The organism is Paenibacillus sp. 1SOY10, assembly GCF_056836745.1.
The window spans coordinates 90,456-117,261 of sequence record NZ_JBXENK010000010.1 but is presented as its reverse complement, the minus strand read 5'-3'; the positions used below and the strand labels follow the sequence as shown (position 1 = coordinate 117,261).

The following is a 26,806-nucleotide window of genomic DNA, read 5'->3' as shown; positions in this document are numbered from 1 at the left end:
TAGGTGCTTTTTCATGTAGGTACTCAGGAGCATGAATGGGCAAGAGAAGGGTGGAAATGCAAGCCGCCACAGGAAATACATGTTTTTTGCTTGCAGGCGTCTTTCCAATTTGGTATATTATTATGGTGCGAGTTTATGCTCGTTCCTTGCTCCCAAGCGTAAGTATTGGGGGCCATAGTCCAAGAGGAGGTGAATTATATGCGCAAATATGAAGTGATGTACATTATTCGTCCTGACGTTGAACAAGAAGCTGTTCAAGCTTTAGTCGAAAAATTCCAAGGCATCATCCAAAACGGCGGTGAAATTACCAAACATGACGTGATGGGCAAACGCCGGCTTGCGTATGAGATTAACAAGATTCGTGACGGAATTTACGTACTCGTGAATTTCACAGCAACTCCTGATGTTGTTGCTGAGCTTGAACGGATTTTGAAGATTTCCGACGAGGTTATCCGTTATCTCATTACGAAAGACGTAGCCTAATCAAGTTTGAGTAACCATTGCTTGAAGGAGGGGATTTGATTGTTGAACCGTGTCATTCTCATCGGACGTCTTACCCGGGATCCTGAATTGCGTTATACACCTGCAGGTGTGGCGGTAACTCAGTTTACGCTGGCCGTAGACAGACCGTTTACCTCGCAAGGGGGAGAACGTGAAGCAGATTTTATTCCGGTTGTAACCTGGAGACAGCTTGCCGAGACTTGTGCGAACTATTTGCGCAAAGGACGGCTGACGGCTGTAGAAGGGCGGATTCAAGTTCGGAATTACGAGAATAACGAAGGTAAGCGTGTATACGTTACCGAAGTTATTGCCGATAATGTTCGTTTCCTTGAATCGAACCGTGATGGTGGATCTGGTGGTAACGGTGCGCGGGAGGAAGCTCCATTCGGTGGAGGTAATAGCGGCGGCGGCAATAGCCGTGGCGGTGGATCCTCACGCAGCAATCAGAATGATCCTTTCTCCGACGACGGGAAACCGATCGATATTTCGGATGACGATTTGCCATTTTAATAACGGAAAGGACTGAATAGCATGAGCTTCAAACAAAGAGAAGGCGGAGACGACAAGAGACCGGCACGCCGTGGCGGCCGTAACAAACGTCGTAAAGTATGTTTCTTCACTGTGAACAAGATTACTCACATTGACTATAAAGATACGGAGCTGTTGAAGAAATTCATCAGCGAACGCGGTAAGATTTTGCCTCGTCGTGTGACAGGTACTAGCGCGAAATACCAACGCCTTTTGACGATTGCCATCAAACGCTCCCGTCAAATCGCATTGCTTCCTTACACAACGGAATAAAGTTAGATTTTGCTGTTACGACAGTCGGACCTCAGGGTCCGGCTGTTTTTTTGTTTGTCAGGGTAGACTTTGCTAAGTTCTCGTCGAAGTTTATCAGAATATAGATAAAAATGCCGAAGGATAGAAAGATATTCCCAAATTTCGTGTCGAAAAATACCAAAAAAACATGAATTTCATCGAAAAATAGTTACTATTGAAGTCAAATGTAAGTAACTAAATGTAACATGAGATTTAATAATGTTAATTTTATTTTGAAAAAAACTAAAAAAATGTGAAATAAAGGCGATTTTAAGTGGTAAAGAACAAATAAAAAAGATATTGACGTGAGGTATTTTCACATGTATGATGTACAATAATTCAAATGTTATTTTTCTCCTTCTGTTTAAGGAATTAACAAAGCTCTTATTAACCATCGGTTTATACTGTAGCTCGAACGTCTAATTCCAACCGGTTACAACTGTGCGCACGGCAAGGGGAGAGGAAGCAACGGCATTTCTTAATTACTACTTCTATGAATCTACATAACTTCGAAGAATGGTATGAATCGACGAATAATCATGAGGAGGAGTAAAGATGAGAAAAAAGTGGTGGGGGTTTATCATTCTAACATTGTTGTTCGCTTTAATGCTGGGGGCCTGCTCCGGTGGCAACAACTCGGCACAGCCGCCAACGACAAATAACGGGGAGAATACGAATACCACAACAGACCCGGCAGAAACGCCAAGCGAATCGGATACCGAGGCCACAGAAGGGTATATCGAAGCTACGGATATGTCACTTAATCCAGTTGCTGCAGTAAACCGTACAGATACCCTCATTGCAGGTACCACTGATCCGAAGGGCGTATTTAACCCGCTGTTCATGGAGACGGCTTATGATTACTACATTAATTACACCTTATTCGATTCTTTCATTGAAGTGCAGGCAGACGGTACATATACGAATAGTCTGGCTGAGAAGGTTGATGTGTCTGAAGATGGACTTAAATATACTTATCATTTAAAACCAGGTGTGACCTTTAGTGATGGAACTCCGCTAACGGTGAAGGATTACTACTTTACATTGAAACTCTATATGGATGCAAGCTATGACGGGCAATCAGATCCGCTGAGCTGGCATATTGTTGGTGCAAGTGAATATAACGAAGGCAAATCCAGTGAAATCTCCGGCGTGAAGGTTATTGATGATCAGACAGTGGAGATTAGCTTGACCGAATATACGGCCCTTACCCCGGTGGAGCTGGGGGGAATCTACATCTTACCAGAGCATTATTATGGTAAGGATTATAAACAAGGCAATTTGGACGGTGTTAAGAAATTGAATAACCAGCCGCTAGGCAGCGGGCAATATAAGCTGGTGAGTTATAGCCCAGGGCAAGAGGTTGTTCTGGAAGCCAATGAGAGTTACTTCCGCGGTACTCCCAATGTGAAGAATGTCATCTTCAGAACAACGTCGGAAACAACGAATATGCCGATGCTCCAGCAAGGGGAGACGGATATGCAGGATGGTATAAGCGTTACTGAGGATAATGTGGAAGCACTGAAGGCTATGGGCTTTGTCAATATCAGCTTGCTCCCGAACAATGGGTACGGCTATATTGCCTTCAATCATAAGCTGCCGAAGTTCAGTGATGTCAAAGTGCGTCAAGCCCTCGTCTTCGGTCTGAACCGTAAGGAAATTGTGGAAGGGATTTATGGCCCTTATGGCAACGTCATTAATATTCCGCAATCCAATGTGTCTTGGGCTTACACGGAAGAGAACATTGAGACTTACGAGTTTGATCTGGAGAAGGCCGGACAATTGTTGGATGAAGCTGGCTGGACACTGAACAGCAAGGGCTTGCGCGAGAAGGATGGCGAAGTATTTAAGGTCAACTTCTCGGCAACGGCAGACAATCCGGTCGTAGATGCCTTGTTGCCGATTATGACGCAGAATTATAAGGAATTGGGAATTGAGATCGTGGCAGAGACATTGGACTTCAATGCCATTATGGATAAATCAAATACCGGGGATTATGAAATGTACTTTGCGGCTTGGGGACTGACGCCTGACCCAGACAATACCGTATACATCACTAATGGCTCACAGAATGATTACGGATATTCAAATGCCAAGGTTGATGAACTGATGGCCAAAGGGAAGAAGACACTGGACGTTGAGGAACGCAAGACGATTTATAAGGAAATGTACCAGGAATTGAACAAGGATGTACCTGTCATTCTGATGTACCAAAGAAAGAACATGGTAGCCGTGAACGGTCGGCTTGACGGGTTCGACATCTCTCCATACAAGGATTTCCCATTCAGCTTATACCAAGTGGAAATTGCCCAATAAATTGATCTAGTCAGGAAAAGGGCGAGCATACCCGGCTGCAAAGCCGGGTATGCTCGCATCCACTAATCAGGGGGAAATCCGATGAGAACGTACATTATCCGAAGATTGCTGCAAATGATCCCTACGTTAATCGGCATATCCATTATTGTATATGCGATTTCTGCCATGATTCCCGGTGATTACATTACGGCCCTGAATAACCCGAATATGACGGATGAAAGAGCAGAGCAATTAAGAGCCATCTATGGCCTTGATCAGCCCCAATATCTGCGCTATTTCACTTGGGCTAAAAGTATGCTGACCGGCGATATGGGGGACTCATTTCAGCATAAGAAACCTGTGATGGAAGTAGTCAATCAGTACATATGGAACTCGTTTATTATCGCTTTTGCCAGCTTGGTCCTTAGCTGGATTATTGCAATATTTGCTGGTGTATTCTCGGCCAAGTTCCAGTACTCGTTGCTCGATAAGCTAATTACTCTATTCGTATTTTTATGTATGTCGTTACCATCCTTCTTTCTCGGCCTACTACTTATACGGATCTTTGCGTTGTCGTTTGGCTGGCTTCCGGTAGGAGGCATGACGACCGCGGGCTCCAAGGCGGTGGGATGGGAATATATCATGGACGTGCTGAAGCACGGAGCGCTTCCCATTACCGTATTGACCATGTTGAGTACGGGAAGCCTGACTCGCTATTTCCGGACCAGTATGCTCGAGGTGATCCGTCAGGATTATATTCGGACCGCACGTGCTAAAGGGCTTAAGGAACGGACCGTTATTTTCAAGCATGCACTGCGTAATGCCATGATTCCGGCGATTACGCTGTTAGGCTTCGAATTGCCCGCCTTGTTCGGGGGAGCTATCATCACGGAGAAGATCTTTGTCTGGCCGGGAATAGGGCATGTTTATTTGAATGCGATTAATATGAGAGATTATCCGTTTATGCTCGGATTTACTATATTATTGGCCGTTCTGACGCTTATCGGCAATCTGGTGTCCGATGTGCTGTATGGTTTAGCCGATCCGCGAATTCGCTTGAAGTAGGGAGGAGATTAGATGGCCACGGAAGTCACAACGATGACCCGGAAGACCGTACCCTCGGCCACCGCACCGGAATCGCCCTGGCGAATAGCGATACGGCGGTTCAGCCGTAACAAGTTGGCTTTGGGCGGACTTATTATTTTGATTATCATGTTTTTACTTTGCTTTGTTGGCCCATTTTTCTCGCCATACAAGTTATATGATTATTCACTTCTGAGCAAGAACAAGCCGCCCTCAGCCGCCCACTGGCTGGGAACAGATAAATTGGGCCGGGACATTCTCCTGCGGGTGATGCTTGCCGGACGAATCTCCCTGTTAGTTGGGGTGGTAGCTACTGCTATTACAGTCATTATCGGAGGTACGCTTGGGGCGATAGCGGGCTTCTACCGCAAGCAGGTAGATAGTGTCATCATGAGAATTACTGATATCTTCATGTCTCTCCCGTCGCTGCCGATCCTGATTATTTTGGGGGCGGTGATGTCCGATTTGAAGGTGCCACCACCTACACGGATTTATTATTTGATGTTCATTATTGGTCTGTTAAGCTGGACATCGCTGGCGCGTCTGGTTCGTGGTCAGATTCTTACCTTGCGTGAGCAGGAATTCATGCTGGCCACAGAAGCGCTGGGTCTCAAGGATCGGCGAAAAATTTTCCGGCATCTGCTACCCAATACGGTACCGATTATTATCGTGGCTGCGACGTTAAGTGTAGCGAGCGCCATTCTCTATGAATCTTCCTTGAGCTATCTAGGCCTTGGTGTGATTCCGCCAACGCCTTCCTGGGGCAATTTGATCGCCGATGCTAACAACCTGATTGATTTTCGCAAGCGGCCCTGGCTATGGATTCCACCGGGGATATGCATTTTGGTCACGACGGTAGCTATCAACCTCATAGGGGACGGACTGCGTGATGCACTTGATCCCAAGATGAAGAGATAAGCTGATACGCCAAAGAAGGAGATGCAAATATGGCTAAAGATCTTGTGCAATTCCGCAATCTGGAGACTCATTTTCATACCTCGGCGGGCGTGGTCAAGGCCGTGGACAAGGTTAGCTTCTCCATACGCGAGGGGGAAACGATCGGTGTCGTTGGGGAATCTGGCTGCGGCAAGAGCGTGACCGCGATGTCACTGATGCGATTGGTAGAAGGCCCTCACGGGGTAATCGCCGGCGGGGAGATTATTTACGAAGACAAGGACTTATTAAAGCTCAGCAAACGGGATATGGGACGAATTCGGGGTAAGGAAATATCGATTATATTTCAGGAGCCAATGTCTTCGTTGAATCCGGTGCTCACCATTGGACATCAAATTACCGAACCACTAATGATGCATCTGTTGCTGGACCGTAAGCAAGCGAAGAAACGGGCTATTGAGCTAATTGAGCTGGTAGGAATCCCCCGACCGGAGCAAATTTTCTACGCGTATCCCCATGAACTGAGCGGCGGGATGCGCCAGCGGATTATGATTGCTATTGCCCTGAGCTGCAATCCTAAGCTATTGATTGCCGATGAACCTACCACAGCGCTGGATGTTACGATTCAAGCTCAAATTCTGGACTTAATGCGTGAGATCAAGCAAAAGCTGGGCACAGCCATTATGCTTATTACTCATGATCTTGGCGTTGTTGCCGAGATGGCAGATTACGTAATCGTCATGTATGCGGGCAAGATCATTGAGGAGGCTCCGGTTCTGGAATTGTTCAAGGACCCGCAGCACCCTTATACGAAAGGCTTGCTCAAGGCCAAACCTGTGATTGGTCAAACCTCGGAACGGCTTTATTCCATTCCCGGGCAAGTGCCCAATCCGATTGAATTGGAAGATAATTGTCATTTTCATGATAGATGTGAATTTTGCATGGAGATCTGCAAGCAACAGCAGCCTCCGTTCCGCGCCCATGGCGATAGTACGCATAAGACAGCCTGCTGGTTGTATGAGGAAGCGAGGGGAGTCGAGTGAGTGCACTTATCGAGGTAGAGGGACTGAAGAAGTATTTTCCGATCACGGGCGGAATATTTCAACGAACGGTTGGACATGTCAAAGCCGTGGATGGTGTGTCCTTTCATATTAACCGGGGCGAGTCGTTTGGTTTGGTAGGAGAGTCGGGCTGCGGCAAGAGTACGATTGGGCGTACCCTGCTCCGTCTCCATGACAAAACCGAAGGACGCGTGGCCTATCAGGGCCAAGAGCTATACGATTTGTCCAAGGAAGATCTGCGCAAATTGCGTCCGAAGATGCAAATTGTCTTCCAGGACCCGTTCAGCTCGCTAAATCCTCGGATTAAGATCGGTGAAGCCATCGGGGAAGCGCTGTTTGACCACGGACTAACCCATCGGGAAGAGGTCAAACGGCGTGTCATTGAAACGATGGAAATTTGCGGACTGGCCAGTTATCACTATGACCGCTATCCCCATGAATTCTCAGGGGGGCAGCGGCAACGGATCGGGATCGCCCGGGCTCTGATTATGAACCCTGACTTTATCGTAGCGGACGAACCGGTGTCGGCCCTGGATGTGTCTATTCAGGCCCAGATTATTAATCTCTTAAGCGATCTGCAAAAGGAAAAGCAAATCACGTATTTGTTTATTTCCCATGATTTGAGCGTGGTAGAGTATCTATGTAACCGGGTTGGGGTGATGTATTTAGGCTCGATGGTCGAGATGGCGGACACGGCTGAATTGTTCCGTAATCCGCTTCATCCGTACACGAAGGCCCTCATGTCGGCCATTCCGGTTCCTGATCCCACATTGAAGAGGGAGCGAATTGTGCTGCAAGGGGATATTCCCAGCCCGGCCAATCCACCTTCCGGCTGTAAATTTCATACACGTTGCCCTATTGCTTCGGAGCTGTGCAAGCAGCAGGTGCCCGAGTATGTAAATAAAGGAAGCAATCATTTTGTCGCTTGCCATTATGCTTAAAAAAATTGTATCTTATTAAGCCATTCAATCGTCTAGATTAATGAGAGAGAGATCTTGGAGAGGGCTGGTCCTTCTCAAGGATCTCTTTTTGCTATTGTTGAACCCGAATTCCTTGGTGTGTTATATTACGAAGCGGTAGAGTTATTTGGGTGAGGATACCCTTTGGGTTGCGAGAATAGGGAGAACTATGGCAAGTGGAGGCGCATTAAGATGATAGAACGTAAGCAGAAACGCCAGAGGACAGGTGGACGATCGGTAAAGAAATGGTGGATTATTGTCGCAGTTCTGCTCGTTGTGGGGACTTCAGCATATCTGTTCCGTAAGCCGCTAGCCGTCATGGCCTTTGATCTGTTCCTATCCGGCAAGGTAGAACAGACCTTGGAGAAGTCCTATTCTCCAATTGAGGGAGAAGAGGCTAAGCCAGTTCGGCAAGAGGAAGAGAAGAAGCAGAAGCTGGAGCCATTCGCCGCACTGCTGCTTGGCGTAGATCAGCGTGATAGCGAGGCGGCCCGGTCAGATACAATGATCTATGCGGTAGTCAGGCCGGAGGATGCCAAGGTACTGCTGGTCTCCATCCCACGGGACACTTACACGGAAATCGTGGGCAGAGACAGAGAAGACAAGATTAATCATGCGTACGCCTTCGGCGGCGAGAAGATGGCGAAGGATACGGTGGAACATTTCCTGGGAGCCTCCGTGGACTATTATGCAGCAATTAATTTTGATGGCGTGAAGGAAATCGTAGATGCCCTTGGTGGCATAGAACTGCCGATTACGAAGGATATCGTGAATAAGCAAGCGGACCATGAGAAATTCACGATCAAGGCGAACAAACCGATTTACGATGGACAGGAAGCATTGAACTACGTGCGATATCGTGAAGATGGTGGATATAATCGCAATATGCGGCATCAAGTCTTCCTGCATGCGATGGTGGACCGGATGCTTAAGCTTGATCAGGTGACCAAGATTCCTGAACTCATCAGCATGATGGGAGCTAACTTCAAGACGGATTTGCCGCCGTCCCAAATCATTGAGTTGTCCAAGAAGGTGCTGCTTGCAAAGCAATCTCCGCAAATCAGCGGCTTCACGATTACGGGCAAAGGAACGCGCATTAACGGTATTTATTATGATAAAGTCAATGAAGAGGATTTGGAATTCGCCCAGACTATGATTGAGGATTGGCTTAATCCCGATACGGAACCGGCCAATCTGATTACCCCGGAATCCCGTGACGCCGAGCAAGCCGAGAGCGAGCAAACGGTAACCGGAGAAGAAGGCGGAGTAGCCGCTAACGGGCAATAATGAACGTAATGAACGCATACGATAGAATGTACCCCTCGGCAGCCTGGCTTAACGGCTGCCGATTTCACGCGTTAGGCGGAACATCCGCTGGTTTGAAACGTAGAAATTTAGGGGAGTCTGAAAGAAGGATGAGGAGGATTTTGCTCTCATGAATATTGCATTTTTTCTGCTTCCAAAAAATAATGTAGTCACCGTCACCCTGGATTCCACCTTGCGCCAGACCTTGGAGAGGATGGAATTCCACCGTTATACGGCAGTTCCGATTCTGGATCATGACGGAGCGTATGTGGGAACGGTAACGGAGGGGGATCTGCTATGGCATATGAAGAATTCGGACGGGAAAATTACGTTTGAGACGGCTTCAAAATTTCTGCTCAAGGATGTTCCGTTGAAGATGGACATGAAGGCGGTTCGAATTGACGCGGATATGGAGGATTTGATCAATCTGGCCAAGGTGCAGAACTTTGTGCCGGTCGTAGATGACCGTGGTCGATTTATCGGCATTGTTCGGCGTAGTCAAATTATCGAATATTGCGAGAAATTCGTGACCCGGGATTCGGCAAGTACGCAATAAAACTGTGCTATAATGAACAATAAAGCTTTTTTTCGGGAGGGTGGAAGCTGTCCGTCATGCAAAGGGAAATGGATGTGGCCAAACGCGCCAAGGTGATTGAATGGCTCAAAACCGAAGTAGTCGATCACGTATCCCGCTTGTTCAAGGCACTGTGGGAAGGCAGCACATCGCGGGTAACGGACAGTCTAGCCAGTCTGATCGTTAGCAGCTACATTCTGGGGCGGAGACTGGGAGTCTCTTACCAGCAGTTGGATGATGACATTCTGGATAAGCTGAAGAAGCATAAGCAAGAGGGCCACCAACTCGAGGACTGGTATCAGGATATTTCAACTTTGGAAGAACATATGCGTAAGAGGTGAATCTATTTGAAGCTATGGACATCGGTGGCCTGGAGTGTCGTTTATTTACTTCTCCTGCTGTCACTGGCTACCCCGCTTACGGTCATTACCGCTTTTTTTCTGATCGTACCGGGTATTTTGTTGTATACAACGTTGTCAACCCGAGGTTTCTTGCTACATATAGCGATCGTATGGCTGGTAGCTTCGCTGATTGTGGGACCGATTATTTTACTGCAAGCCGTGTACTTCATCCTTCCATCCATTGCGATGGGGGTTGTGTATAAGAGAAAGGGACCTGCGTTTCGTGCAGTCATGCTGGGAGCCGGAACCATTATACTGGACTTCTTGCTCATCCTGTTGATTAGTACGGTCTTCTTCGACTTCAACCTGACGATTGCGATTCAGGACATGGTGAATGTTGTCATGGCCCCGTTCCAAAATGTAGCGGATACTCCGCTGGCTGGCAGTATTGCTTGGTCGCCGGAGCTTAGCGAGCAATTCTCCACACTGACGGTGCGCATGATTCCGTCAACGATGGTCGTTTGTGCGCTGCTCATGGCCTCGATCGCTCATGCGATCTCGCGGCCTACGCTCTCAAGCATGGGTCATGCCTTGCCGAAGCTGGCGCCACTACGTGACTGGAGATTGCCGCGTTCCTTGATTTGGTATTACTTGCTCTGTACGTTATTGCAGTTATTTGGAGGAGAGGGTATTCACGAAGGCTTCATGGGTACGATCCTGGTGAACCTGATTCCACTGCTGCAATTCTTGTTTATGGTGCAGACGGCAAGCTTCTTCTTCTTCGTAGCGTACCACCGGAAGTGGAATCCTGTATTTCCTATCCTGGCCATTGTGGCCTTGCTGTTCATTCCGCCATTGTGGATTGTAGGGATGCTCGATATTGCTTTTCCGCTGCGTGATGCGATGACTAGAACAAGACGATAGGGTGAGAAGGCATGCCGAATTCACTGCAAAAACGCTGGTACGGTTACCAAACCGTGTGGATGTTCATGCTTCAATTGCTGCTTGTCATCTTCGTCTCTTATATGAACTGGATTTTGGGGCTGATCTGTCTCTGTCTGGTGGGCGTGTTGACTTTCAGTATGTTTCGGGCGGAGCGGCAGTTTCGCCAAGAATTAGTGCGTTATGTGACGGATCTGAATTACCGTATCAAGCGGGTGGAAGGGGAAGCGGTCAGTAAGCTGCCGTTCGGAATTCTGCTGTACAGCGAGGAGCGCTCGGTGGAATGGCATAACGAGTTCATAGCCGGGATGTACGGCAAGGAATCCGTTGTGGGCGAGCCGCTCCATGCCTTACTGCCGCAGTTGCCACCGCCTCAGAAGAAAGATGGCGGGGATGGGCGAGTGACGCTGGAGTCCACGGTGAACGACCGTGTGTATGAGCTGATCATCGACACGGTAGAGCGGATGATTTATGTTCATGATATGACCGAGTTATCCTTGCTTCGCACCCGTTATGAGGATGAACGGGCGGCGCTGGGCATCATTCTGCTGGATAACCTGGATGAAGCCACGCAGGGAATGGATGATCAGCAGCGGACAGCCCTAATCGCCCGCGTAGCGACGACGATTACGGAATGGGCCAAGCAATACCGGGTGTACCTGCGGCGGCTGTCCTCCGAGCGATATCTGATGATTCTAAATCAGAAATCGCTGAACGAACTGGAGCAAAGCCGGTTCGTGATCCTCGATGAGGTCCGCGAGATGACCGCGGACCTCAAGGTGCCGATTACGCTGAGCATCGGCCTCGCCTTTGGTGCCGAGCGGTTCAGCGAACTGGGCGAGCTGGCGCAGTCCAGTCTCGACATGGCGCTCGGCCGTGGGGGTGACCAGGCCGCGGTGAAGGCCGGTCAGCGGTTGTCCTTCTATGGCGGCAAGTCGGGCGCCATAGAGAAGCGGACGCGAGTCCGCGCCCGGGTGATCGCGCATGCATTGCGCGATCTGATGCAGGAGAGCGACCGCGTAATCATCATGGGCCATCGCGTGCCGGACCTCGACGTGATTGGTGCCTCCATCGGGGTGCTCAAGGCCGCCGACATGTACAAGGTCGAGGCTCACATCGTGCTGGATGGCAGCAATCCCGGCATCGAGCGCCTGATGGAGCGCATCGGCAAGGAAGAAGCGCTCTCGAAGCGCTTCATCACGCCGGAGCAAGCCATGGGCATGATGACGGAGCACACGCTGCTGGTGCTGGTGGATACGCATAAGGCTTCTATTACGATGGAGCCAAGGCTTGTCGAAGCAGCCAGCCGGGTCGTGGTGGTTGATCATCACCGGCGGGGCGAGGAATTCGTCAACGATGCCGTTCTGGTCTACCTGGAGCCGTATGCTTCATCGGCTTGTGAACTGGTGACGGAACTGCTGCAATACATCCACGAGAAGGTTGAACTGAGTCCGCTGGAAGCGACAACGCTGCTCGCGGGGATTACCGTAGATACGAAGCACTTCGCACTGCATACCGGCTCCCGGACGTTCGAAGCGGCGGCGTTCCTCCGCCGCAATGGAGCGGATACGGTGCTGGTTCAGCGCATGCTTAAGGAAGATCTGCAAGAGTATATTGCCAAGGCGGATATCATCAAGCATGCCCGCATGATTCATGGGAATATCGCCTTGGCGGTAACTGAGCAAAATCGCAAGATTCCGCAGCTCTTGATCGCCCAAGTGGCGGATACGCTGCTGAACATGACGGGGGTGCTGGCCTCCTTCGTCATCAGCGAACGGCCCGATGGTCTCATTGGCATCAGCGCCCGTTCCTTGGGTAGTATGAACGTACAGGTAGTTATGGAGCGGCTGGGCGGCGGTGGACATTTGACCAACGCGGCGGTGCAATTGGAAGGAACCCAGGCGGAAGCGGAGAAGAAGCTGCTGGACGTGCTGGATGAAATAGAGAAGGAAGAGGGGTTATTCGAATGAAGGTTATCTTTCTGCAGGATGTCAAAGGACAAGGCAAAAAAGGCGAGGTTAAGAATGTATCCGAGGGCTACGCGCAAAACTTCTTGCTGCCAAGAGGACTGGTGCGTCCAGCTACTGATGGCAATGTGAAGACACTGGAGCAGCAAACTGCGGCAGAGCAAAAGCGCAAGCTGCAGGAGAAGGAAGAAGCGGCTCAGCTTGGCAAGAAGCTGGAAGAGATGACGGTTGAGCTGAAAGCGAAGGCAGGCGAAGGCGGTCGATTGTTCGGCGCCATCACTAGCAAGCAGGTGGCTGAGGCGCTTGCGAAGCATGGCGTGAAGATTGACAAGCGGAAGATCGAGATGAGCGATCCAATCCGGACCTTGGGCGTAACTCAAGTACCGGTGAAGCTTCATCCGGAAGTAAAATCGACGTTGAAGGTTCACGTCACGGAGGAATAAGATGAGCGGAGATCTGTTTTTTGACCGGATCCCCCCGCAAAATCTCGAAGCCGAGCAAGCGGTGCTCGGGGCGGTGCTGCTACAGTCAGAGGCGCTTATTACCGCCATGGAGCGGGTGCGCACGGAAGACTTCTATGACAAGCCCCATCAATTAATCTTTGAAGCCATGGTTCAATTAGGCGAGGATGGGAAGCCGATCGATCTCGTGACACTTACCGCCAAGTTGAAGGATCGGGGCGAACTGGAAGACATCGGCGGGGTTAGCTATTTAGCCAAGCTTGCTCATGGTGTGCCTACCGCAGCCAACGTGGATTATTACGCTCGGATCATCGAAGAGAAGTCGATGCTACGGCGTTTGATTCGTACGGCGACGCAAATCGTTAGTGATGGATATACCGGTGGTGAAGATGTAGCCGGCATGCTGAGTGATGCCGAACGGCGTATCCTCGAAATCTCTAACAGTCGCTCGGGCAGTGGATTCATTGCTATCCGCGATGTGCTGATGGAAGTATTCGACCGGGTAGAGCTACTGCATCAGAATCGGGGGAGTACAACAGGCATCCCGTCCGGATTTGTGGATTTGGACAAGATGACGGCAGGTTTTCAACGCAATGATCTTATTATCGTAGCCGCCCGTCCTTCAGTAGGTAAGACCGCCTTTGCCTTGAACATTGCCCAGAATGTGGCTGTGCGGGCCAAGGAGACGGTAGCGATCTTTAGTCTGGAAATGTCGGCGGCCCAGCTTGTGCAACGGATGATCTGCGCTGAAGCGAATCTGGATGCCAGCGTAATGAGAACCGGGGACTTCAAGAGTGATGATGATTGGTCCAAGCTGACGATGGGGATCGCTGCCCTGTCGGAAGCAGAAATCTATATTGATGATACACCAGGTGTTACCGTAGCCGATATTCGTGCCAAATGCCGCCGATTGAAGAAAGAACGCGGCCTGGGCATGATTGTCATCGATTACTTGCAACTGATTCATGGTCGGGGCAAGGCCGGGGAGAACCGTCAGCAAGAGGTGTCCGAAATCTCCCGGACGCTGAAGCAGATTGCCCGGGAGCTGGAGGTGCCGGTCATTGCACTGTCCCAGTTAAGCCGGGGGGTTGAGCAGCGGCAGGACAAGCGCCCGATGATGTCTGACCTTCGGGAATCGGGTTCTATCGAGCAAGATGCCGATATCGTCGCCTTCTTGTATCGGGATGATTATTATAATCAGGAGACCGAGAAGAAGAATATTATCGAAATTATCATTGCCAAGCAGCGGAACGGTCCGGTAGGAACCGTCGAACTTGTATTTTTGAAAAATTTCAACAAATTTGCAAACTATGAAAGAATGCACGGAGATGCTTTTGCAGCCGGATAATTAATTTAAATTTTAAATAACTTGTGAAAGCGCCATTTCCTAGGCGGGAAGGGCTAGACCAACGATTATATCGTTGGTCTTTTTTTATTTTAGTAGGCCATAAGACCCATGAATGTGTTCCATTTAATGGAATATATTCCTTATTGTAATCTGTACGGTATTTGGATAAATGGTACAATTTAGCCTTGTAAGGAAATGAAAAGGGTGAAAGGGGGTCATTAATAAGCTTACATCTGCCGATATATATAGAGTAAATAGAGAGGCTTCTTCAACGGCTGAAATGAAAACAGAACCTCAAATCGGAGCATAGGAGAGAATGCAGATGGAAATGAACGGTAGGCCGGATGTCAGAGAATGGTTCCCGAGCGAAGATGGAAATCCGGTCCAGCGTAAAATGCTGATGGAATTGATCGAGCAACTTGTTAGCGGCGTGGATGAATTAAAGAATCCTGAGGGCGTTAACCTCAAGGGGGAAAAGGTGCGTAATGCTGATTTCTACGGTCAGTTGACAGCAGAGAGCGCTATTCCTCATGAAGGTGCTGCCATGCAGGAGGTTAATGGAGAGTTGTTAAAGCTGCTGCACGGTCATCCGTACCATACGAAATACTTTTTTACGAATATTTTGCCGATGGCTTCCATTCCAGGCATGCTGGGTATGCTGACGGCCATGCTCGTGAACGGAAATAACCTGTGGGATGTCTATGGACCTGCCGGTGCAGAGGCCGAGGTTCGAGTGACGGCGATGATGTCCAAGCTTGTCGGCTATGATGCCGGGAAGAGTGGAGGTTACACGACATGGGGCGGTCAAGGAGCGGTGTTCTCCGGGCTCCGTATAGCGATTGCCAAATATGCTCCTGATGCGCTTCGGCGAGGAGTTCCGAACAATCTGTACGCCTTCTGTTCAGAAGCAGCGCATTACAGTCTCTTGAAGTCGATGGAGGCAACGGGGATCGGCAGTGATCACTTGATAAAAATCAAGACTTTGCCTGATAGCTCGATGGATGTGGCTGATTTGAAACGTAATCTGGAGAAGGTCGGCTTACTTGGCGGTGTACCTATCTATATTGTGGCTACCACAGGAACAACGGATGCCATCGGCATTGATGATATTGGCGAGATTCGTGCCGTTGCTGAGGAGACGGCGAAACGGTTCAACCTGCCATGCCCACATATCCACGCAGATTCGGCGTTGGGCGGGTTTTTTGCGTTCTTTAATGAGTATTCCCTGGAAGACAATTCGCTAGGTCTGACTCCAGAGGTGCTGGACATGCTAGCTCCCATTCAGCGCAAGATGCGCTTGTTGTCCCTGGCTGATTCGTTATGCTTTGACTTTCAAAAGCTGGGTCAAGCTCCGTATGTATCTAGCCTATTCTTGCTTAAAAATGCCAATGATTTGCGCCTGATGGATTTGGAAGCGGACGAGACACCTTATGTGGGCCATCGCGGTTACGGAGATTACCATACCGGCTATACGCTGGAATGCTCCCGTATGGCTAGCTCCATTAGCATGTATAGTCTGCTGCTGGCTTTTGGCGTGGAAGGTTATAGACGGTTGCTGGCACAGTTCATGGAAGTGACCTCGGAATTCAGACGGCAGATGACGGCGGAGATTCCGCAGGCGGACATCGCCAATCCGGATAACTCGGGCATGTCTACCTTAATTCGCATCTACCCCTCCGGGAGTCCAAGATTTGCTGATGAGATCAAGGGAACTTGCTCCCTGGAGGCGATTGAACGCAGCAACCGGTTGAATGAACGCTTGTTCGAAAAGCTGGGTGAGCGCCGGGATGAAATGTTCTTCGGCGATACGAAGAAGCATTTGCTGGTCAATACGACTGAAGGCAAGCTGATTCCGCTGTATGTCAGCAAGTTCTTCGTCATCTCTCCCCATACAAAGCCTGAGCATATCACTGAAATCGTCCAATATTTGAAAGAGTGCGTCTCCGAAGTCTGCGAGACCTTTAACGTAACGTCGGTGAACTGACCCCCTTATCAAACTAACAAGCAGGAGTTGAACTTGCAGTGAAGCAAAAGTTAAAAAAATTATTTCTAGGCAGCATCTCGGCAAAAATTATGCTGGGTACGATGCAAATGGTTCTTATTACAATTATTTGTTTTGTAGGTTTATTAATCGTGGTGAACTCCACCTTAAGCGGGCAGTTGATGAATGAACTTGATCTACGCCTGCAAAGTAACATCCATGTGGTGGAGACCGAGCTTGAGCGTATTGAGGGCAACAAGCTGGACATCGCGGGCACAGATGCCCTGGTCTATCAGGCAACCCGCCAGGCAATGGACCGCCTGAAGCAGGAATACAATCTGGAGAATGTATTTATTCTCTCTAACGACGGCGGAACGGAGCGCATCATTGCCTTGTCGGATACAGATGGAGATTTCAATCTTGACTATCCTTTCTCTGACGATATGAAAATCACGATTTCCGAGGGGAAAGAAACGATTAGTGACATCTATAAGGATGAGTATGGAGTCCACAAGTCGATCTTCATCCCATTGCAAAAGGGAGACGGCACCACGGCTGGCCTGCTGGGGATTGACCTGGACGCTTCCGCTATTCCTGCCACCACGGCCAAGGTCGTGTTGTATAGCGTGCTGATTACCGTGTTTGTGCTTCTGCTTGGTATGGGGTTGTCCTTTGCCACAGGTCGCATCATTTCCAAGCCAATCAAGCAGCTTATGAATACTACGGAGCGTTTTGCTACGGGCGATTTAATGGTAGAAGTTGAAGTTACAGGTACGGATGAGACTGGCCGCCTGGCGGAATCCTTCCAGACGATGAGCAAGAATATGAAGCAACTGATTAGTCATATCTCTACATCCTCCCGCGAGGTGGCGGACACCAGTTCCCAATTGCTGCACGTGACCAAGGAATCCAGTGAAAGCGCACAGCAAGTAGCGATCTCGATGAATAGCATGAGCGAGGGCATCAATGAAGTGGTAGAATCTATCACTCACAGCTCGACTTCGGTTGTGGAAATTCAGGAGCAATTAACAGGTGTTGTGTCGGATGTGAACGAGATGCAGTCGATTGCTGAACAGGTCAGCAAGCAATCGGCAGATGGACAGAATATGGTCGACGAAACTCTGCGCCATATGAACAAGATTGAAGAGGTTATGCGTCACTCGGAAGCTTCCGCAGGTCAATTGGAGGAACGCTCCAAGGAGATTGGCGAAGTGGTCGGTATGATTACCGACATCGCTCAGCAGACGAACCTGCTTGCGCTGAATGCTTCTATTGAAGCGGCGCGGGTTGGTGAACTGGGTCGCGGCTTTGCCGTTGTCGCCGGAGAGGTTCGTAAGCTGGCTGAGCAAGCCACCGGCGCGGCCTCATCCATTACGGAGCTCGTGGTTGGCACCCAAGAGAACAGCCGCCTTGTTATTGAAAGCATTGGCGAAGGTAGCCAGGCCATCGAAGAAGGCCAGGAATGGATGACCAAGACGCATCGTAACTTCCAGGATATCTTCCAAGGCATTAGCAACTTCTCGTCACGGACCGATCAATTGCTGCAAACCCTGCTCTTGGTGGAAGGCTCCTATCAGACCATTTCCGCATCTGTACAGCAAATCTCTGGCGTAACGCAGGAACAGGCTGCTTCCTCCGAAGAGGTCGCTGCCGCATCCGAGCAACAAAGCGCGGCTATGGAACAGATTGCTACGGCCATTCGTCAGCTCTCCGAGTTGTCTACGGAATTGCAAAAGGCTGTCACGATCTTCAAGCTGTAGCAGGGCTTAGTAGCGCCAGAACAATCAGAGGGATCTTCGTACCTGGCCTTCTATAGGAACGGGGGCATGAAGATTCCTCTTTTTATCGGAATAAATTCGTTTCAATTCCGAACAATTGTAAAATATGAAGCTGAAATCGTTCGTTTTTGGATTTGACTTTAAAAAAGGAGACTGTTAAACTGGTATTGCTGCGTTAAAGCGGCAACATTACAGCAAATCGTGCCTGTGAAGTGCGTGGTTGCTGTCTATGATTATACTTTTAGCAGTCCGGGAAGTAGTATCGGCCGGGGATTTGCGGGATGCGAACCTCAGGCTGACTTTTGCAATGCTCAAATACTCAAATATAGGTGCCTGACGCACCATGCGGGGGAATGTACATGTCAACGGTAGTCGTTGTGGGAACACAATGGGGAGACGAAGGTAAAGGTAAAATCACGGATTTTCTGGCGGACAGCGCAGATGTGGTGGCCCGTTATCAAGGCGGTAATAATGCCGGTCACACCATTCTTATCGATGGCAAGAAGTACAAGCTTACCTTGATTCCGTCAGGTATCTTCAATAAAGATAAACGCTGCATCATCGGCAATGGGGTGGTTGTTAATCCGGCTGCCTTGATTGAAGAGATCAAATATGTGGAAGAGAACGGCTTCAGCGCGAAGAATTTGCTAATCAGCGACCGTGCGCATGTGATCTTGCCCTATCATCTGGTACTGGATGCCTTGGAGGAAGATCGCAAGGGTGACAATAAGATTGGTACAACTCGTAAAGGGATTGGCCCGGCGTATATGGACAAGGCTGCTCGTAGCGGCATCCGGATCGCTGACCTGATGGACCCTGAGGAATTCGAAATGAAGCTTCGCCACATTATGAAAGAAAAGAATCACCTTATTGAGCAGGTCTATGGCGGGGAACCGCTGGATGTAGAGCTGGTGCTGAAGCAGTATTTGGAATATGCCGAGTTTATTCGTCCTTATGTGGCGGATACTTCGGTAGTTCTCAACGAGGCGATTGATGCTAATGAAAAGGTACTGTTCGAGGGAGCGCAAGGGGTGATGCTCGATATCGACCAAGGTACTTATCCGTTCGTTACCTCTTCCAACCCGTCTGCGGGCGGCGTATGTAATGGGTCCGGTGTGGGACCGACGAAGATTCACCAAATCATCGGTGTAGCCAAGGCCTACACGACTCGCGTGGGCGATGGACCCTTCCCGACAGAATTGAACGACGAAATCGGCGATCTGATTCGGGAAACGGGCCATGAATATGGCACAGTGACAGGACGTCCGCGCCGGGTAGGTTGGTTCGACAGTGTTGTCGTGCGCCATACGCGCCGGGTCAGCGGTCTGACTGGCTTGTCGCTGAACTCGCTGGATGTACTGACCGGCTTGAAGACGGTCAAGATCTGCACCGGCTACAAATATCGCGGCGAAATTATTACGAATTACCCGGCTAGTCTGAAAATGCTTGCTGAATGTGAAGCCGTCTACGAAGAAATGCCAGGCTGGAGCGAGGATATCTCCGAAGTCAAGACACTGGAGGATCTGCCAGCTACAACCCGTTATTACGTAGAGCGGGTAGCTGAACTGACGGGCGTACCGATTGCCATCTTCTCTGTCGGCCGCAACCGCAGTCAAACCAACCCGGTACTGCCAATTTACGAATAATTTATTGGCTCAATCTAGAAATCAGTGTTGGACAACAGGCATCTATGCTATGGAGGGTCGTAGGGATTCTGGAGAAACGAAGTGGTCGCCTTTGCGAATGGATTTCAACCTTATAAGAATTTATTGAATTAGAGAAATCCATGAGGGGCAGCGATTGGAAGAACCCTACGAACCCGCAATGCTTCATAGTCTCCTGGCAGGCACTGATTTCGGTTTTGAGCCAATACATTATAGTTATATAAAATCTATCGATTACCGCTTCGGCAGGATGGCAATATCCCGCTTGGGGCGGTTTTTTTCTGCGCTACTTCTGCGGTCGCAAGGTTGAAATCGTGCATCTCCGTCCATACTGAGGAGAGATAGAGTACGTGATAGTGACAAGGCAGAAGGAGGCATCATGATGCGATTTATGAAATGGATCGGCTGGCTATTAAAATTGGGTGCGACAGTGGTTGCAGTCAGTGTATTAACTATGGCGACGACAGGCTATGTGGTCAATTCATATGTTCAGTCCTTGCTAGGCAGCTATAATCTACCCGTGACCGGGCAAGCTCCCAGTCTGGGAAGTATGATGAAGGGCATGCTGGGCCTGGGCGGGGGGCAGTCGCCCCCCGATAACCAGTCTGACCAGCAGGGAAATGCAGCAGGCGGCGGGAACAATGAAGTCAATCCGGGCGGGACTGCCGTTACCGATGACCCTCACCAAGGTGAGAATACCGAGCCGCAGACGGACGAGACTAATGGAACAGCACCGGATGGGGCTTTGCCAGTCATGGGCGAGCTGGAGGCAGGAGGAGATGCCCTGGCCCAGGATAATCAAGTGATAGTGACTCCGGATGATCTGGTGGCGAAGAAGGATGATTTGCCTGATCAGGAGAAGGAAGAGATCTTTGCGATCCTTATGTCCAAGCTACCGCAGGAAGACATGCAACAGTTGACTAATGCACTGGAGGGTGGCTTGACGGAGACAGAAATGATTAACATTGAACAAATTCTGTCCAAGCATCTGGATAAGGCGGAATATGCGAAAGTTATCGAGATGTTAAAAGAATAGGGAAGCCATTCACACAACTGTAAATTTTTTCTCTGTTTGCGCCAAGGGGCCAAAACAGCGCTGAACCCGCATGGTTATGCGGGTTTTTAGTATTTTTACCAGTGGTTGAAATCGGTTGTCCGCCTATGGTAAAGTTAAATAGCGATTAAAGGTTAAAATTTTGAAACTATTTGATGTCGAATAGAGTCGAGTAGGAAAAGGAGATCGGTATGAAAGGTTTTACGGGAAAAGGTTGGCGGTTATGGCGTAAAAGCGATGTTTCTGCACAAGGAAAACATGGCCGCTCCGAGAACGGTTCACAGATGTCCAAATTCAAAGAACGGGTGAACGTGGCTTCGTTCTTCAAATATCGTAAGGTTATAATTGCCGGAGCCGCTGTTGTATTGATTGCTGGCACGGTGTATCTGGGTGGTCAGCAGTATGTGAAGGCGAACACGGTATCTTATTACCGGGTATTCCTGGGCGGCCAGGATATGGGCGCTATCATGAGTGAATCACAACTGCAAGCCGTCATTGAGCGGAAAGAACGGGAATACCAGGAGAAATATCCGGACGTGAATATGGTGGTTAACACCGAAGTTATTACTACGAAGCCGGAAGAAGCCTATAAGGCGGATATTGATGCTGAGTCGACGATGAATACGCTGTACAGCAAGTTAACGGGTTATGCCAAGGGTATGGAGCTCAAGGTTGATGGTGAGGTTGTAGCTGTCGTTAAGGACCCGGCTGCGGTGCAAGAGGTTCTGCAGCAGGTGAAGGGTAATTATATTCCTTATTTGCAGGATAGCACCAATACGCTGGCCGCAAAGGTTCAACGTACGGGGGGCAAAGCGGCTAGTAATAATAAGGTCAAGTCGACCGGAGCCGAACTGGAATCGGCGGTAATTAACGAAGAAGTGAAGCAGGCAGCCGTCAAGGTAAGTCCTGACCGGGTCATGAGCCCCGAAGAAGCGGCGCAGCTTATTCTTGAAGGTGGCGAGAAGGCCGTACAATATGAGGTGCATGAAGGGGATACGATCTCGTCGATCGCAGCCCGATTTGACGTGTCCCAAGCGGATTTGTTCGCAGCCAATCCTGGTATACAGGAACGGACGTTGCAAATCGGGACGGTCTTGAATGTGAAGGCCGTACAACCGGCACTTACGGTGCGTTCCGTTGAGCGAATTACGGAAGAGATCATCACGGAACCTCAGGTCGTTGTACAGACGAACCCCGAGATGCGTGCTGGCGAGATTAAGGTGATCTCCCTTGGAACAAGCGGACTCAAGATGATGGAATACCGGGTGACCAAGGAGAACGGCTTGCTGGTGGACGAGGAGTGGCTAGGACAAGAAGTCATCGAGCCCTCGTCACCGAAGATCGTGATGAAGGGAACCAAGGTTGTATTGGGCGAAGGTAGCGGACAGTTTGCCTGGCCGGTACTCAGCGCCAAGATGACCAGCAGTTACGGGCAACGTTGGGGCCGGACTCATAAAGGAATCGACTTGGTATCTTCAAACAAGAGTATTTTGGCAGCCGATGATGGTGTTGTGTCTTATGTGGGCACCAAATCCGGATACGGTAATGTAATTATTATAGACCACAAGAACGGCTATGAAACATTATATGGTCATTTGAAAGAGTTCAATGTGGAGAAGGGGCAAGTCGTCGAGAAGGGCGAGAAGATTGGCGTTATGGGCAATACGGGACGCTCTACCGGCACTCACTTGCACTTTGAGATTCACGAGGATGGCAGTGTGCAAAATCCATTGAAATATCTATAGATCTGGAATGACTAAGCTTGGCTCAGCACCTCCGCATCCTATGGGAACGGAATGGCTGGGTCGGGCTTTTTTTCTATTATAGCTTGGTTAGCTGATGCCGCTTCGATTATGGTAAGATAGAGGGATAACAAGCCATGGCTGAAAGTTTGGGGTGAACTGGATCATGCAAGGTAAAATTTTAGTAGTGGATGATGAGAAACCTATTGCGGATATATTGAAATTTAATCTCGAAAAAGAGGGCTACGAGGTTGTACTTGCCTTTGACGGTATTGAGGCCGTGGAATTGGCTTTCTCCGAGCAGCCTGACTTGATCCTGCTAGATTTGATGTTGCCCGGCAAGGACGGGATGGATGTGTGCCGCGAGGTGCGTGCCAAGCTGCAAACCCCGATCATCATGCTGACAGCCAAGGATGGGGAAATCGACAAGGTGCTGGGTCTTGAGCTGGGGGCCGATGATTATGTGACCAAGCCCTTTAGTACGCGTGAGCTGCTGGCCCGGGTGAAGGCGCATTTGCGACGTCAGCAGAAGCAGACGGAAGTAGAAGGTACGGAAGAAGCGAGACAGGGCATCAGCCTGTTCGAGTTGTTCATAGATACGGATATGTATACGGTTCACAAGAATGGAGAGCCGCTGGATTTGACGCACCGGGAATTCGAGCTGGTGCATTACCTGGTCAAGAACGCGGGCAAGGTGATGACCCGGGAGCATTTGCTTCAGGCCGTATGGGGGTTTGAGTATTTCGGTGATGTTCGCACCGTGGATGTCACGATTCGTCGCTTGCGCGAGAAGATTGAGGACGACCCGAGCAAGCCCGAGTATATTCTTACCCGGCGCGGCTTGGGGTATATGATGCGTAGCTCCAAGGCGGGGGTATTCTAGCATGAATTTTTTGTCCTCCTTCGTTCGTACGATCCAGGCCAAGCTGATTATCGTGTACGTGCTGCTGATCCTGATTGCGATGCAGTTGATCGGGGTTTATTTTGTGAGCGCGATGAAGACTTCGCTAACCAGCAATTTCACGAAGGAGTTGCAGGAACGGGCGGAGTTACTTTCGGTCCTGGCTGCACAGAACCTGGGGGTCACGGGAGATTCGGCGGAGGAATCGCTGGAGAATTTGCGCGTGCTGGTGAACAATTTGTTCAATATCAATGGCGCGGAGATTCAGGTGCTGGACGCCAGCGGCAAGGTGCTGACGACCTCCAAGCCCTCCCATGCGGATTATGTGGGGACGAAGAATACGCAGACCGTGGTCAGTCGGGCGCTGCAAGGGATTCGCGATAACGAGGAATATATCATCGATGAGGACAACGTGCGCAAGAAGGTGGTAGCCAAGCCAGTTACCAGCGGCGGAAAAATCGTCGGTGCCATCTACATAGCGGCCTCCATGAGCGATTTGTACAGTACGATGGAGCGGATTAATAATATCTTTATTTCCGGTATCCTGCTGGCGTTGGGCCTGACGGCGGTGCTGGGCGTCATTCTAGCCCATACGATTACCTCGCCAATCAAGGAGTTGACCCGGCGGGCTACAGCGGTTGCGGAAGGGGAGTTCCAGCAGAAGATGCCTGTGCTGGGCAATGATGAGATCGGGCAGCTTAGCAAGGCCTTTAACTATATGACCAGCCGTTTGCGCGATGCGCTGGCTCAAAATGAGGAAGAGAAGGAGAAGTTGGCTTCGATTCTGACCAATATGAGCGATGGTGTGATCGCGACGGACGAGCATGGCCGGGTCATACTAATGAATCGGCGCGCTGGTGAAATTCTGCGGGTAGATGATCAACCAGCCATTGGAACGGACATTATTTCGCTACTGCATTTGCCTGAGGAAGAGCGCAGTGTGTTAGAGCAAGGCACGATGCATTCGGCGTTGCTGGAGAACGATGCACCTGATGGCGGATTGCTGCTGATCCGCGTGACCTTCACGCCGATTCATCGGCGGGAATTCGGCATCATCGGGACGATTGCCGTGCTTCAGGACGTCACCGAGCAGGAGAAGCTGGAGGCCTCGCGGCGGGAGTTCGTGGCGAACGTATCGCATGAGCTACGCACGCCGCTGACGACAATCAAGAGCTACACGGAGGCGCTCGAGGACGGTGCGATGGAAGATACAGAGCTGGGACCACGCTTCGTATCGGTCATCCAGAACCAGACGGAGCGGATGATTCGTCTGGTGACCGATCTGCTGCATCTGTCGCGTCTTGATTCGCAAGAGGCGGAACTACGCAAGCAGCCGGCCAATATCATGGAGATGCTGGAGGAAGTGGCGGATCGGTTTTCTTTTCAAATGCAGGAGAAGGATATCAAGCCCACGCTCTTTGTCGCCAGTGACGTGGAGGCGGTCCTCATGGACAGGGATCAGATTGACCAGGTGCTGGACAACCTGATCTCCAATGCAATGAAGTACACGCCGGAAGGCGGTACGATTGCCTTGGAGGCACGTATGACGGAGGATCGCCAGTTGGCTATTTCTGTGCAGGATAACGGTATTGGCATTCCGAAGAAGGATCTGGACCGGATATTTGAACGCTTCTACCGGGTGGACAAGGCTCGTTCGCGCAATATGGGTGGCACTGGATTAGGCCTGTCGATTGCCCGGGAAATTGTGAAGGCTCATGGTGGAGCCATTTCCCTGCAATCCGACTTTGGCAAGGGTACGAGAGTAACCTTTACGTTGCCGATGCAGAAGCAAGGGGGCGAGACGCGATGAAGGAGAAGATTAAATCGCTGGCGCTGGCTTTGCTGGTCGTGTGCAGCCTGGTACAAAGCTATTTTCTGATCTATCAGCTCCCAGGGAGCAACCCGGTGGTTAAGACGGAGAATGACTACATTCGTACGGAGAATATGGGGGCCTCGCTGGAGGCGGAGACGATGCTGTTCCCGGCGCAAATTGCGGTGCATATGGGCGAGGGGAAGCACACGTTGTTCTATCCCGATTCTACGTTCTACAATTTAATTTATTCGCGGCTAAAAGGGCGCCAGTTCGACGGGTTCCAGCGTTATGCGGTGGATAATGTCAACTGGACGGAAATCCGCAGCCAAAATATTGGCGTAGAGTTGGAGTTCGGCGGCGGTGTTCCGATTGGATTGCTACAGCGTGTAATGCAGATCGCTTCCGATCCGCTATTTGACGCGGAGAGTATTAATCGGCTCCTGATCTACAACACGGGAACCGAGGATCAGGTGCGTGTCTTCTTCTTTAGCTCGCGCGGCGATGTGGTGTATGAGGCGACCAAGGCTGACTTGACGATGCAGGATGTGCAGCAACAGGTAGACTTCGGTAAGGATTGGGTGCCGTATACGCTGGAGGAAGGGTACTACCTTCCCGAGCAAGCGGTGGATATGGTGCAGGCGGGCCTGGGTATCGGGCTATACTCGACGGAGCAGATGCAGCGGAGCTTGTTTTTTGACCCAAGTATCACCCGTTACATCCGCGAGAAGGACGGCTCCGAAATTTATACCGACGGCAAGCGCAGTCTTCAGGTCAGACAGGACCGGAACTGGATCAACTATACCGATCCGGCGGCGCCTTCGGCGGGAGAGAATTCTCCAAGTAAAAACGTGCTGTCGGCCGTTGATTTTGTTAATCAGCATGGTGGATGGAACGGTAAATACCGCTTGGAGCAGATGAATGATGGAGCCGGAGGCAACCAGCAGCGGGTGGTGTTCCAGCAGTATTATGGCACAGGACCTTCGGGTGCTTTTCCCATCCTGGACTTGGCGGCATTCCATTACGGAGTCATCTCTCTGGAGGTGCGTCAAGGCACGATTACCGGCTATGAGCGGTCGTTGATCTATGATGCGGGCGAAGGTTGGGAGAAGCAGGTGGTCTCCTTGCCAGGTGGCCAGCCGCTGCGAGAACAGCTTACCAAGCTGAAGGAGGAGGCGCGTATCGCCCGGTTATATCCGGCGTATGTGCCATCGCTCACTGATCAGGGCTTGTTGCTGAAGCCGATGTGGGTGGTTGAACTGGGCAATGGAGCGACCAGGGTACTACCTGTGAGTTCGGTTGAATCCTAGAACGAGTATGAAGAAA

23 protein-coding genes are annotated in these 26,806 nt (G+C 50.2%); all 23 read left to right on the top strand.

The window, feature by feature from the left end:
* Positions 1-198: 198 nt before the first annotated feature.
* The 23 genes from rpsF (at position 199) to AC1VOR_RS19375 (ending at position 26,790) form a co-directional block, all read left to right on the top strand.
* The gene (gene rpsF, locus AC1VOR_RS19485; protein ID WP_482620296.1) at positions 199-483 is read left to right on the top strand and encodes a 30S ribosomal protein S6; all 285 of its coding nucleotides are present in this window, start codon (positions 199-201) and stop codon (positions 481-483) included.
* 39 nt (positions 484-522) lie between these two features.
* Complete coding sequence (ssb, locus tag AC1VOR_RS19480; protein WP_482620295.1) at positions 523-1,011, top strand: single-stranded DNA-binding protein; 489 nt, start codon at positions 523-525, stop codon at positions 1,009-1,011.
* 21 nt (positions 1,012-1,032) lie between these two features.
* Positions 1,033-1,302: a 30S ribosomal protein S18 gene (rpsR, locus tag AC1VOR_RS19475; protein ID WP_018750422.1), complete on the top strand. Its 270-nt coding sequence runs from the start codon at positions 1,033-1,035 to the stop codon at positions 1,300-1,302.
* Between the two features lie 573 nt (positions 1,303-1,875).
* Entirely contained in the window at positions 1,876-3,636 is a 1,761-nt protein-coding gene (locus AC1VOR_RS19470; RefSeq protein WP_482620293.1) for an ABC transporter substrate-binding protein, read from the top strand.
* An 81-nt stretch (positions 3,637-3,717) separates the two neighbouring features.
* Positions 3,718-4,680 carry an ABC transporter permease gene (locus AC1VOR_RS19465; RefSeq protein ID WP_482620292.1) on the top strand — a complete coding sequence of 321 codons (963 nt, stop codon included), beginning with the start codon at positions 3,718-3,720 and terminating at the stop codon, positions 4,678-4,680.
* A 12-nt stretch (positions 4,681-4,692) separates the two neighbouring features.
* The gene (gene opp4C, locus AC1VOR_RS19460) at positions 4,693-5,616 is read left to right on the top strand and encodes an oligopeptide ABC transporter permease (protein WP_482620290.1); all 924 of its coding nucleotides are present in this window, start codon (positions 4,693-4,695) and stop codon (positions 5,614-5,616) included.
* A 29-nt stretch (positions 5,617-5,645) separates the two neighbouring features.
* Positions 5,646-6,635 carry an ABC transporter ATP-binding protein gene (locus AC1VOR_RS19455; protein WP_482620288.1) on the top strand — a complete coding sequence of 330 codons (990 nt, stop codon included), beginning with the start codon at positions 5,646-5,648 and terminating at the stop codon, positions 6,633-6,635.
* Positions 6,632-7,594, top strand: coding sequence for an ABC transporter ATP-binding protein (locus tag AC1VOR_RS19450; protein ID WP_482620286.1), 963 nt, complete (start codon positions 6,632-6,634; stop codon positions 7,592-7,594). The genes AC1VOR_RS19455 and AC1VOR_RS19450 overlap by 4 nt, the downstream gene beginning before the upstream one ends.
* A 210-nt stretch (positions 7,595-7,804) precedes the next feature.
* Positions 7,805-8,899: an LCP family protein gene (locus AC1VOR_RS19445; RefSeq protein WP_482620284.1), complete on the top strand. Its 1,095-nt coding sequence runs from the start codon at positions 7,805-7,807 to the stop codon at positions 8,897-8,899.
* Positions 8,900-9,047: 148 nt separating this feature from the next.
* Complete coding sequence (locus AC1VOR_RS19440; RefSeq protein WP_482620282.1) at positions 9,048-9,473, top strand: CBS domain-containing protein; 426 nt, start codon at positions 9,048-9,050, stop codon at positions 9,471-9,473.
* A gap of 56 nt (positions 9,474-9,529) precedes the next feature.
* A complete protein-coding gene (locus AC1VOR_RS19435; protein ID WP_059050424.1) occupies positions 9,530-9,832 on the top strand; it encodes a MazG-like family protein in 303 nt (100 codons plus the stop codon).
* A gap of 6 nt (positions 9,833-9,838) precedes the next feature.
* Positions 9,839-10,756, top strand: coding sequence for a DUF2232 domain-containing protein (locus AC1VOR_RS19430; RefSeq protein WP_482620280.1), 918 nt, complete (start codon positions 9,839-9,841; stop codon positions 10,754-10,756).
* An 11-nt stretch (positions 10,757-10,767) separates the two neighbouring features.
* Entirely contained in the window at positions 10,768-12,744 is a 1,977-nt protein-coding gene (locus AC1VOR_RS19425; RefSeq protein ID WP_482620278.1) for a DHH family phosphoesterase, read from the top strand.
* Positions 12,741-13,184 carry a 50S ribosomal protein L9 gene (gene rplI, locus AC1VOR_RS19420; protein ID WP_482620276.1) on the top strand — a complete coding sequence of 148 codons (444 nt, stop codon included), beginning with the start codon at positions 12,741-12,743 and terminating at the stop codon, positions 13,182-13,184. Before AC1VOR_RS19425 ends, rplI begins: the two co-directional genes overlap by 4 nt.
* 1 nt (position 13,185) lies before the next feature.
* On the top strand, positions 13,186-14,550 hold the full coding sequence (dnaB, locus tag AC1VOR_RS19415; RefSeq protein WP_059050420.1) for a replicative DNA helicase: 1,365 nt from the start codon (positions 13,186-13,188) through the stop codon (positions 14,548-14,550).
* A 322-nt stretch (positions 14,551-14,872) separates the two neighbouring features.
* Positions 14,873-16,534: a pyridoxal phosphate-dependent decarboxylase family protein gene (locus AC1VOR_RS19410; RefSeq protein WP_482620274.1), complete on the top strand. Its 1,662-nt coding sequence runs from the start codon at positions 14,873-14,875 to the stop codon at positions 16,532-16,534.
* Between the two features lie 38 nt (positions 16,535-16,572).
* A complete protein-coding gene (locus tag AC1VOR_RS19405) occupies positions 16,573-18,291 on the top strand; it encodes a methyl-accepting chemotaxis protein (protein WP_482620272.1) in 1,719 nt (572 codons plus the stop codon).
* 377 nt (positions 18,292-18,668) lie between these two features.
* Positions 18,669-19,955 (top strand): adenylosuccinate synthase, encoded by a 1,287-nt coding sequence (locus AC1VOR_RS19400; protein ID WP_482620270.1) that lies wholly within the window; start codon positions 18,669-18,671, stop codon positions 19,953-19,955.
* 397 nt (positions 19,956-20,352) lie between these two features.
* Complete coding sequence (locus tag AC1VOR_RS19395) at positions 20,353-21,009, top strand: hypothetical protein (RefSeq protein ID WP_482620268.1); 657 nt, start codon at positions 20,353-20,355, stop codon at positions 21,007-21,009.
* A 209-nt stretch (positions 21,010-21,218) separates the two neighbouring features.
* The gene (locus AC1VOR_RS19390; protein ID WP_482620266.1) at positions 21,219-22,772 is read left to right on the top strand and encodes a peptidoglycan DD-metalloendopeptidase family protein; all 1,554 of its coding nucleotides are present in this window, start codon (positions 21,219-21,221) and stop codon (positions 22,770-22,772) included.
* A 163-nt stretch (positions 22,773-22,935) separates the two neighbouring features.
* Positions 22,936-23,652, top strand: a complete 717-nt coding sequence (yycF, locus tag AC1VOR_RS19385) for a response regulator YycF (RefSeq protein WP_018750404.1) — start codon at positions 22,936-22,938, stop codon at positions 23,650-23,652.
* A 1-nt stretch (position 23,653) separates the two neighbouring features.
* Positions 23,654-25,480 (top strand): cell wall metabolism sensor histidine kinase WalK, encoded by a 1,827-nt coding sequence (walK, locus tag AC1VOR_RS19380; protein WP_482620264.1) that lies wholly within the window; start codon positions 23,654-23,656, stop codon positions 25,478-25,480.
* Positions 25,477-26,790: a YycH family regulatory protein gene (locus tag AC1VOR_RS19375; protein WP_482620262.1), complete on the top strand. Its 1,314-nt coding sequence runs from the start codon at positions 25,477-25,479 to the stop codon at positions 26,788-26,790. Before walK ends, AC1VOR_RS19375 begins: the two co-directional genes overlap by 4 nt.
* Positions 26,791-26,806 lie beyond the last annotated feature (16 nt).

Excerpts from the sequence above, each read along its gene's own strand:
- rpsF (WP_482620296.1), top strand. The coding sequence starts at position 199 with ATGCGCAAATATGAAGTGATGTACATTATTCGTCCTGACGTTGAACAA.
- rpsR (WP_018750422.1), top strand. The coding sequence starts at position 1,033 with ATGAGCTTCAAACAAAGAGAAGGCGGAGACGACAAGAGACCGGCACGC.
- AC1VOR_RS19470 (WP_482620293.1), top strand. The coding sequence starts at position 1,876 with ATGAGAAAAAAGTGGTGGGGGTTTATCATTCTAACATTGTTGTTCGCT.
- AC1VOR_RS19465 (WP_482620292.1), top strand. The coding sequence starts at position 3,718 with ATGAGAACGTACATTATCCGAAGATTGCTGCAAATGATCCCTACGTTA.
- opp4C (WP_482620290.1), top strand. The coding sequence starts at position 4,693 with ATGGCCACGGAAGTCACAACGATGACCCGGAAGACCGTACCCTCGGCC.
- AC1VOR_RS19455 (WP_482620288.1), top strand. The coding sequence starts at position 5,646 with ATGGCTAAAGATCTTGTGCAATTCCGCAATCTGGAGACTCATTTTCAT.
- AC1VOR_RS19445 (WP_482620284.1), top strand. The coding sequence starts at position 7,805 with ATGATAGAACGTAAGCAGAAACGCCAGAGGACAGGTGGACGATCGGTA.
- AC1VOR_RS19440 (WP_482620282.1), top strand. The coding sequence starts at position 9,048 with ATGAATATTGCATTTTTTCTGCTTCCAAAAAATAATGTAGTCACCGTC.
- AC1VOR_RS19435 (WP_059050424.1), top strand. The coding sequence starts at position 9,530 with ATGCAAAGGGAAATGGATGTGGCCAAACGCGCCAAGGTGATTGAATGG.
- AC1VOR_RS19425 (WP_482620278.1), top strand. The coding sequence starts at position 10,768 with ATGCCGAATTCACTGCAAAAACGCTGGTACGGTTACCAAACCGTGTGG.
- rplI (WP_482620276.1), top strand. The coding sequence starts at position 12,741 with ATGAAGGTTATCTTTCTGCAGGATGTCAAAGGACAAGGCAAAAAAGGC.
- dnaB (WP_059050420.1), top strand. The coding sequence starts at position 13,186 with ATGAGCGGAGATCTGTTTTTTGACCGGATCCCCCCGCAAAATCTCGAA.
- AC1VOR_RS19410 (WP_482620274.1), top strand. The coding sequence starts at position 14,873 with ATGGAAATGAACGGTAGGCCGGATGTCAGAGAATGGTTCCCGAGCGAA.
- AC1VOR_RS19400 (WP_482620270.1), top strand. The coding sequence starts at position 18,669 with ATGTCAACGGTAGTCGTTGTGGGAACACAATGGGGAGACGAAGGTAAA.
- AC1VOR_RS19395 (WP_482620268.1), top strand. The coding sequence starts at position 20,353 with ATGATGCGATTTATGAAATGGATCGGCTGGCTATTAAAATTGGGTGCG.
- AC1VOR_RS19390 (WP_482620266.1), top strand. The coding sequence starts at position 21,219 with ATGAAAGGTTTTACGGGAAAAGGTTGGCGGTTATGGCGTAAAAGCGAT.
- yycF (WP_018750404.1), top strand. The coding sequence starts at position 22,936 with ATGCAAGGTAAAATTTTAGTAGTGGATGATGAGAAACCTATTGCGGAT.
- walK (WP_482620264.1), top strand. The coding sequence starts at position 23,654 with ATGAATTTTTTGTCCTCCTTCGTTCGTACGATCCAGGCCAAGCTGATT.
- AC1VOR_RS19375 (WP_482620262.1), top strand. The coding sequence starts at position 25,477 with ATGAAGGAGAAGATTAAATCGCTGGCGCTGGCTTTGCTGGTCGTGTGC.